7 protein-coding genes and 1 pseudogene are annotated in these 7,679 nt (G+C 75.1%); 4 read left to right on the top strand and 4 right to left on the bottom strand.

Features of this window, described 5'->3' with window-relative positions; genetic code table 11:
• Positions 1-688: pseudogene (locus ABD437_RS09400) on the bottom strand (hypothetical protein); the annotation flags it as partial.
• Between the two features lie 10 nt (positions 689-698).
• Positions 699-1,334 (bottom strand): TetR/AcrR family transcriptional regulator, encoded by a 636-nt coding sequence (locus ABD437_RS09405; RefSeq protein ID WP_344648373.1) that lies wholly within the window; start codon positions 1,332-1,334, stop codon positions 699-701.
• 43 nt (positions 1,335-1,377) lie between these two features.
• On the opposite strand from ABD437_RS09405, the gene ABD437_RS09410 reads away from it, so the two are divergent.
• Complete coding sequence (locus tag ABD437_RS09410) at positions 1,378-2,229, top strand: NAD-dependent epimerase/dehydratase family protein (RefSeq protein WP_344648374.1); 852 nt, start codon at positions 1,378-1,380, stop codon at positions 2,227-2,229.
• Between the two features lie 4 nt (positions 2,230-2,233).
• Here the strand turns inward: ABD437_RS09410 and ABD437_RS09415 are convergent, their stop codons facing one another.
• Together ABD437_RS09415 and ABD437_RS09420 are read right to left on the bottom strand one after the other, a co-directional pair.
• Positions 2,234-4,372: an alpha-galactosidase gene (locus ABD437_RS09415; protein ID WP_344648375.1), complete on the bottom strand. Its 2,139-nt coding sequence runs from the start codon at positions 4,370-4,372 to the stop codon at positions 2,234-2,236.
• A 95-nt stretch (positions 4,373-4,467) separates the two neighbouring features.
• Positions 4,468-5,442 (bottom strand): DUF418 domain-containing protein, encoded by a 975-nt coding sequence (locus tag ABD437_RS09420; RefSeq protein ID WP_344648376.1) that lies wholly within the window; start codon positions 5,440-5,442, stop codon positions 4,468-4,470.
• A gap of 136 nt (positions 5,443-5,578) precedes the next feature.
• Between ABD437_RS09420 and ABD437_RS09425 the strand changes: the two genes are divergently transcribed.
• The 3 genes from ABD437_RS09425 to ABD437_RS09435 form a co-directional block, all read left to right on the top strand.
• Positions 5,579-6,685: a sensor histidine kinase gene (locus ABD437_RS09425; protein ID WP_344648377.1), complete on the top strand. Its 1,107-nt coding sequence runs from the start codon at positions 5,579-5,581 to the stop codon at positions 6,683-6,685.
• Positions 6,682-7,317, top strand: coding sequence for a response regulator (locus tag ABD437_RS09430; RefSeq protein WP_344648378.1), 636 nt, complete (start codon positions 6,682-6,684; stop codon positions 7,315-7,317). Before ABD437_RS09425 ends, ABD437_RS09430 begins: the two co-directional genes overlap by 4 nt.
• A gap of 66 nt (positions 7,318-7,383) precedes the next feature.
• Positions 7,384-7,679: hypothetical protein (locus ABD437_RS09435; protein WP_344648379.1), on the top strand; the 296-nt coding region annotated here is incomplete at its 3' end.

Below are 7,679 nucleotides of genomic sequence, written 5' to 3' on the forward strand. Positions count from 1 at the left end.
CTCCGCCGCGGCGCGCCGCCGACACCAGGACGACGAGGACAGCGGCGAGCACCGCACCGGCCAGGTAGCCGAGCCCGTCGAACAGGCCGATGTCGGCCGCGTACGGGCCGTCCGGCCGGGCTCCGTCCGCGCCGAGGAGGCCGGCGACCGGCCAGGCCAGCACACCGGCGAACGCGAACACGGCGTACGTGGCGGCCAGCGCGAGCGGCCACCGCCCGAGCGTGACCGGCGTGCTCCGCGAGCCGATCGCCGCGCCGGCGGCGGTGACGACGAGCGTCAGCATGATCATGAACCCGGGGTGGTTCAGGTGCAGGAGCTGCCACCCCTCGTAGGTGTCGTTGGCCAGCACCGTGTAGCGGGCACCGACGAGCCGGTGGACGGTGGCGGCCACGCCGGTCAGGACGGTTCCGGCGAGCAGCGCGACGCCCAGCGGGGCGGCGTGCCGGAGCAGGCCGGCCGCGAGCACGAGGCCGATCAGCACCGGCGTGAGGGCGGCGGCCAGCTCGAGACCGAACACCGCGTCGAGCGCGGAGCCCCGCGGGTAACAGACGTTCGGGTCCAGGCAGCCGGGCACGCCGGCCGCGTCGAGCTGCCGCTGCACGACCGCCGACGCGACCAGGTCGTAGGCGGTGGAGACGGCGGCCACCAGGGCCGCGAACAGCAACGGAACACGCAACGGGCGCAGCACGGGCCCGAGCCTAGCGACCGTCGGCCAGCGCCTCGGCGATCCGGCCGAGTTCGGTGCCGAGTTCGGCGACCGTCCGCCGGTCGGCGACGACCCACTGCTGGAGCTGTTCGGCCGAGAGCACGGCGAGCAGCGCCTCGGCCCTGGTGCGCGGTGCGGGTGCGCCGGCGTCGGCGAACAGCACCTCCAGGTGCAGCCGCCAGAACCCGTAGACCGGCTTCGCCAGCCGCCCGCCGGGCGTCCCGCTCTCCGAGAGCAGCACCAGGTCCAGTGAGCCGACCGCGTGCTCCAGGTAGGCCGCGACGAACGCGACCAGCCGCTCGCGGCCCGGAGCGCCCGGGCCGAGCGGTGGCGGTCCGTGCAGGATCCGCTCGTGCAGCCGCAGGCCGCGGTCGTCGAGCAGCGCGCCGGCCAGCCCGGCCTTGTCGACGAAGCGACGGTAGACGGTGCCCTTGCCGACGCCGGCGGCGGCCGCGACGTCGTCCATGTTGAGCCCGGCGACGCCCTTCTCGGCGTGCAGCCGCGCGGCGGCGTCCAGCACGCGCCGCCGGTTGCGTGCCGCGTCGGCCCGCTCGGGGGCGGGCGCGCCGAGCACCGGGAGGTCCCGGCGCCCTACCGAAGCGGACTCGGGTCCGCTAATGTTGGCCATAGACGGACTCTAGTCCGGTTACTCGTCCCGTGGGAGCACTCTCATGAACGTCCTCGTCCTCGGCGCCACCGGCTACATCGGCGCCGCCGTCACCGAACGTCTCGTCGCGGCCGGCCACCGCGTCACCGCCGCGTCCCGGTCGGCCGGCCCGGCCACCGTCCCGGCCGGTGCGACGCCGGTCGCCGTCGACCTGACCGACCCGGCGGCCGTCGCCGCGCTCGTCACCGACGACGTCGACACCGTCGTGCACGCGGCCGCTCCCCTCGGCGACGCGGACCTGCCGCTCGTCGAGGCGCTGGCCGGAACCGGCCGCCCGCTGCTGTGGACGAGCGGCATCTGGGTACTGGGCCGCACCGGCGGAGCCGACGAGGACGCGCCCGTCGCGCCGATCGCGATCGTCGGGCCGCGCCGCCGGGTGGAGGAGAACGTGCTCGCCGCCGGCGGTGTCGTGCTGCGCCCCGGCGTCGTGCACGGACGGGGCGGCGGCAGCATCCCGGGCCTGCTCGTCGCCTGGGCGCAGCAGCTCGGCCACGGCCGCTGGGTGGGCGGCGACGAGAGCCCGCGCTGGCCGATGGTGCACGTCGACGACCTCGCCGACCTCTACCTGCTGGCGTTGACCGCCGCGCGGCCCGGCACGGTGCTGCACGGCGTCACCGAGCCCGGGGTCCGCGCCGGGGAGCTGGCCCGGGCGGCGGCGCGCGGCCAGGGCGCCGAGGCCACCGCGGTGGCGTGGCCCGAGGCCGACGCCGCCACGGAGCTGGGCGCCCCGTTCGCCGAGGCGCTCGGGCTCGACCAGGTGGTCACCGCCGACCGCGCCCGGGCCCTCGGCTGGTCCCCCGGCCGGCCCGGCGCGGCCGACGACCTGGCCACCGGCTCGTACGTTCCCGCGGGCTGAGCTCCTACCGCGCCCGCAGCTCGAGGACGAGGGCCTGGGCCGGGTGCAGCGTCGGCATCGCGAGGCCGACACCCGACAGGGCCGCGCCCGACAGCACGACCGACTCGCTCACCCACGGCGGGGCGACCCGCGCCGCGAACGCCGGCGAGCCGGTCTCGGTCACGATCCGCACCGCGTACTTGCGCGTCGGCTCCAGCCCGGGCAGCGGAACCCGCCCGGACTGGGTCGTCGGCGACGTGCCGGTCCGGCTGTACACGAACACCGCGTGGTCGCGTTCGGGCGCGACCACGCCGGTGAGCGTCGTCGCCGCGTCGGCCAGGTCGGCGTGCACGACCGTGCCCGACGCGACCAGGTCCCGGATGCTCTTGTGGAAGGCGATCCAGGACGTGATGACCGCGAGCTCCTCGGGGCTGCGCTGGTTGAGGTTCCACTCGATGCCGGCGTGCCCGACCAGCGCCGACGCCATCCGGAACGAGAGGTCGGTCTCCCGCGCGGTCGTGTGCGACCGGGGCGCCCCGACGTGCATGCCGACCAGCTCGGGCGGCAGCAGCTGCATCGTCCAGCGGTCGATCATCACCCGCTCGACCGGGTCGATGCAGTCCGACGCCCACACCCGGTCGGTGCGCGCGAGGATGCCCAGGTCGATCCGCCCGCCGCCGGACGAGCACGACTCGATCTCCAGCCCGGGGTGCCGCTCGCGCAGCGCGTCGAACAGCCGGTAGACCGCGTGCGTCTGCGCCGACACCGCCGGCCGCCCGTCGACCCGCGACACCGCCTCCTGCAGCAGCCGGTTGTGGTCCCACTTGATGTACGCGATGCCGTACTCGGCGACCAGGTCGCTGATCGAGGTCAGCAGGTACTCGTACGCGTCCGGGTGGGCCACGTTCACCACGTACTGATGACGCTCCGCGGGCCCGACGCCCTCGGCCGGCGCGAGGATCCACTCCGGGTGCTCGCGGGCCAGCTCCGAGTCGAGGTTGACCATCTCCGGCTCGAACCACAACCCGAACTCCAGGCCGCGCTCACGCACCCGGTCGGCCAGCGGGCCGAGCCCGTCCTTCCAGACCGCGCGGTCGACGCGCCAGTCACCGAGCCCGGCGTTGTCCGCCCGGCGCCCCAGGAACCAGCCGTCGTCGAGCACGAACCGCTCGGCGCCGACCTCGGCGGCCCGGTCGACCAGCTCGAGCAGCGGCTCGAGACGGTGGTCGAAGTACACCGCCTCCCAGGTGTTGACGATGACCGGCCGCGGCCGGCGCGGGTGCGACGCCCGCGCCCGCAGGTACTGGTGGAACCGGTCGGCGACGCCGTCGGTGCCCCGGTCGGACCAGCCGAAGAACGCCGCCGGCGACGTGTACTGCTCGCCCGGGGCCAGCCGCACCTCGCCGGCACGCAGCAGCTCACCGGCCGCGAGCACGGCACCGGCCGCCCCGGCGGGCTCGGGCAGCCGCTCGACCAGCCAGGTGGTGTCGCCGCTCCAGGCCAGGTGCACGCCCCACACCTCCCCGGTGCGGCTCGCGAACCCGTGCGTGCCGACCATCGACAGGTACGGCGACCCGGGGCCCGGCTTGCCCCGGCGCAGGTCCCGCCGGTGCGCGCCGTCGACGACCGGGAGCCGCTGCGGCTGACGCTCGCGGGCCCAGCGCCCGGTGAAGTCGAGGATCTCGGTGGCCCGGGACGGCACCGGCAGCTGCGCGAGGATGCCGCCGAAGTCGAACGGCACGTCCGCGTCGGCGTCGCCGGCGGGCCGGCGCACCAGGTGGGACAGCTCGACCAGCCCGAACCGGTTCAGCTCGACCCGGACGTCGACCTCCAGCCCGGTGATCGGGTCGGTCAGCGGGATCTCGACCAGGTTGCCGGTCACGACCGCGTCCCCGCGCGGCTCGGGACGGGGCGTGGTGCGCGTCCCGGCGAGGTGGCCGCTGTAGCCGGGCGTGCCCGGCCACGTGTCCCGCTCGAACGGCAGCAGCGACAGCCGTCGCGGCTCCTCCGGCGAGTTGTTCGGCGACTCGGTGACACCGGTGAGGCGCAGCGCCTCCAGGTCGGCCCGGTCGAGCTCGCCCAGGTCGGCACCCCAGTGCAGCACGGCCGGCACCGGGCCGGCGAGATCCAGGACGAGCGAGACCCCTGCTGCACGCAATGACACGATCGGCGACGACACTTGTTCTCCCAGCTGACCACGGTTCAGAACCCGGCGTACGGTACCAGCGTCCCCATCCTGGACACGGTTGCCGGGTCCGTTCACCGTGGGGCCTCGGCACGCAGGGGCACCCGTCGCCACCACGTCAGACACCGCCACAGCCACTCCAGCGGGCCGTACCGGAACCACCGCAGCCACAGCACGCTCAGCGCCGCCTGCACCAGCCCGATCCCCGCCCCGGTCGCCACCAGCGGGCCGTACGTGGTCCCCCCGCCGAGGTCGAACGCCCGGTCCGCGGCCAGGATCAGCACCGACGCCAGCACGTAGTTGGTCAGCGCCAACCGCCCCATCGGCGCGAACACCGCCTCCAGTGCCCGCCCCGGCGGCGTGCGCAACAGCAGCAGGAAGACCAGCGCGTAGAGCAGCGCGACGACGGTGCCCGCCGAGACGACCCGGCCGATGTGCGCCTGGCCCACCCCGCCGCGGAACTGCCACCACTCCAGGAACACCGCCACCGGGACGACCACCAGCAGCGCGATCACGAGCGGGCGGGTGCGCTGCTCGAGCGTGTCGGCCAGCCCGTACCCGGCCGCGGCGAGGCCCAGCAGGAACAGGCCGGGGATGATCGCGACACCGTTGAGGAACACCCAGCCGGCCAGCGTCAGCACCAGCCCGAGCGCCAGCGCCCAGCGGCGGGACAGGTAGGACGCGGGCAGCAGCACGACGAGGCCGAACGCGGCGTAGAACCTCAGCACCTCGCCGTGCTGGAGCAGCGTGTGCAGCGCGCCGAAGACGCCGAGCCAGAGCAGCCGGCGCGACAGGACGAGCCGGGGACGGTCGGTGCGCCGCGACGCGGTCCGCAGGAACAGCGCGAAGCTCACGCCGAACAGGAACGAGAAGATCGGGAAGAAACGCTGGATGAACAGCGACTCCCAGACGAACGCGCCGACGTGATCGGCCGCGGCGCCGCCGGGGCGGGCGAAACCGCTCATCTGGACGAGGTTGAACTCGACGATGCCCGCCAGCGCGAAGCCGCGTAACGCGTCGATCGCGGAGATCCGCCGATACTGGGTCATGGTCCGATCCCAGCCGGGACCGGCCCGGCCGCGGCAGGCCCGGCGGGCGGGACGTGACCCTACTTTCGTCGGTTCCGCGGCCTTCGTTGGTCGCGTGCGCGCCACCGCGGCGGGTGCCCCCGTCTAGGGTTCCGGCATGGGCCGCCGCCGTCTGCTCGAGCTCGGGGTGGACGCCGCCCTGGTGGTCGTGGCGTCGACCGCGGGTGTGCTGCTCGAGCTGGCCGACGCCGACCCGGCCGGCAACACGTTCGGCGCTCCGATGGCGGTGCGCGTCGCGGTGCAGGTGCTCGCGGCGACGGCGCTGTTCGCCCGCCGCCGGTGGCCGGTCGCCGTCGCGGCCGGGGTGGGGGTGGCCAACCTGGTCGTCCCGGTCTGGGCGACGTTCCTGGTGCCCTACGCGGTGCTGGCCTCCGGGGCGCGCCGCGGCTGGCTCGTCGTCGGTGCGCTCACCGCCACGTTCCTCGTCGGCATGCGTGCCTGGGACGTGGCGGACCCGTTCACCGCGCCGGTGGCGATCGGCGTGTCGTCGCTGCTCGGGCTGTACGCCCGGACGCGCCGCAGCCTGCTGGACGAGCTCACCGAGCGGGCCGAACGCGCCGAACGGGAACGGCAGCTGCTGGCCGAGGCGGCCCGGGCCGACGAACGCATCCGGCTGGCCGGCGAGATGCACGACGTCGTCACGCACCGCATCAACCTGCTGGTGCTGCAGGCCGGGGCGCTGCGTACCCGCGCCGCTGACGACGACACCCGGGACGCCGCCGAGGAGCTGCGTCTCACCGGGTGCCAGGCGCTGGCCGAGCTGCGGAACCTGGTGGGGGTGCTGCGCGAGGGCGCCGGCGCGGTACCCCGGCCCGACCGGCCGGAACCGGCCGAGGACCTGCCCGCGCTGCTCGACGAGTCGCGCGCCGCCGGGCTGACCGTGCGCTGGGAGGGGGAGACCGGGGAGTCCTCGCCCGGCGTCCGCCGCGCGCTCTACCGCGTCGTCCAGGAGGCGTTGACGAACGTCCGCAAACACGCGCCGGGCGCCGACGTGCGTGTCGCGGTGCGGTACGGGCCGGACGACGTGCGCGTGTCGGTGGTGAACGAGCCGTCGCCCGGTGCGCCGGACGCCGAGCTCGCGGCCCTCGGCGCGGGCAGCGGGCTGCTCGGGTTACGCCACCGGGTCGACGTGCTCGGCGGGACGTTCGAGTCGGGCCCGGAGCCCGGTGGCGGGTTCGCGGTGCGGGCGAGGTTCCCGCGGTGATCCGCGTCCTGCTGGTCGACGACGAGCGGCTCGTCTGCGCGCACCTGCGCACGGTGCTGTCGGCGGCGGAGGACCTGGAGGTGGTGGGCGAGGCCTACGACGGCGCGGAGGCGATCGAGGCCGTCGTCCGGTTCCGGCCCGACGTGGTCCTGATGGACCTGCGGATGCCCGACGTCGACGGGATCACCGCGACGGCACGCATCACCGCGTTGCCCGCGCCGCCGGTGGTCGTGGCGCTCACGACGTTCGACGTCGACGACTACGTGTTGCGCGCGCTGCGCGCCGGTGCGGTGGGGTTCCTGCTCAAGTCGACCGCACCGGAGGACCTGGTCGCGCTGGTGCGGGTGGCGGCGGGCGGCACCACCGTGCTCTCGCCGGAGGCGACCCGGCACCTGGTCGAGGTCGTCGGGGACCGGGAGCGGGCCCGTGAGCGGGTCGCCGCGCTCACCGCGCGGGAGCGCGAGGTGCTGGCCGGGCTCGGCGCCGGGCGCTCGAACCAGCAGATCGCGCGGCAGCTGCACCTGTCCGAGGCGACGGTGAAGGGGTACGTCTCGCGGCTGCTGCTCGAACTCGGGTGCGACAACCGCACCCAGGCCGGGCTGCTGGCCCGGGAGGCCGGACTCCGAGGGTGACTTTTGCCTACGAACAGGGTACACATCTCTTAACGGACATTCCTGCCGTTATCGAGGAGGCGGCCCATGGCGGATCACTCCGAGCCACCGAGACACTCGGCTCACGAGCGGTCTGACCACATACCCCCCTCGCCGCTCCCGGCGCTCGCGGCCGGCAACCGCGACACCGCGGTGATCATCCTGGCCAGCGCCACCGCGATCTTCCTCGCGCTGGCGGTCGCGCTGAGCATCATGCTCTGGCGGGGCCGCTCCGACGACATGCTCGCCGCGTCGGCCCGGGCGACGACACCCGCGGCGTCCGCGCAGCCGATGGCGCCGGCGGCGAGCGAGGGCGTGGCCTCCGGAGCGCAGGCTCCGGGGGC

Source organism: Cryptosporangium japonicum (assembly GCF_039524755.1).
GTDB lineage: Bacteria > Actinomycetota > Actinomycetes > Mycobacteriales > Cryptosporangiaceae > Cryptosporangium > Cryptosporangium japonicum.

Bases quoted from the DNA above. Each gene is read 5' to 3' on its own strand.
- ABD437_RS09405 (WP_344648373.1), bottom strand. From the start codon at position 1,334: ATGGCCAACATTAGCGGACCCGAGTCCGCTTCGGTAGGGCGCCGGGAC.
- ABD437_RS09410 (WP_344648374.1), top strand. From the start codon at position 1,378: ATGAACGTCCTCGTCCTCGGCGCCACCGGCTACATCGGCGCCGCCGTC.
- ABD437_RS09420 (WP_344648376.1), bottom strand. From the start codon at position 5,442: ATGACCCAGTATCGGCGGATCTCCGCGATCGACGCGTTACGCGGCTTC.
- ABD437_RS09425 (WP_344648377.1), top strand. From the start codon at position 5,579: ATGGGCCGCCGCCGTCTGCTCGAGCTCGGGGTGGACGCCGCCCTGGTG.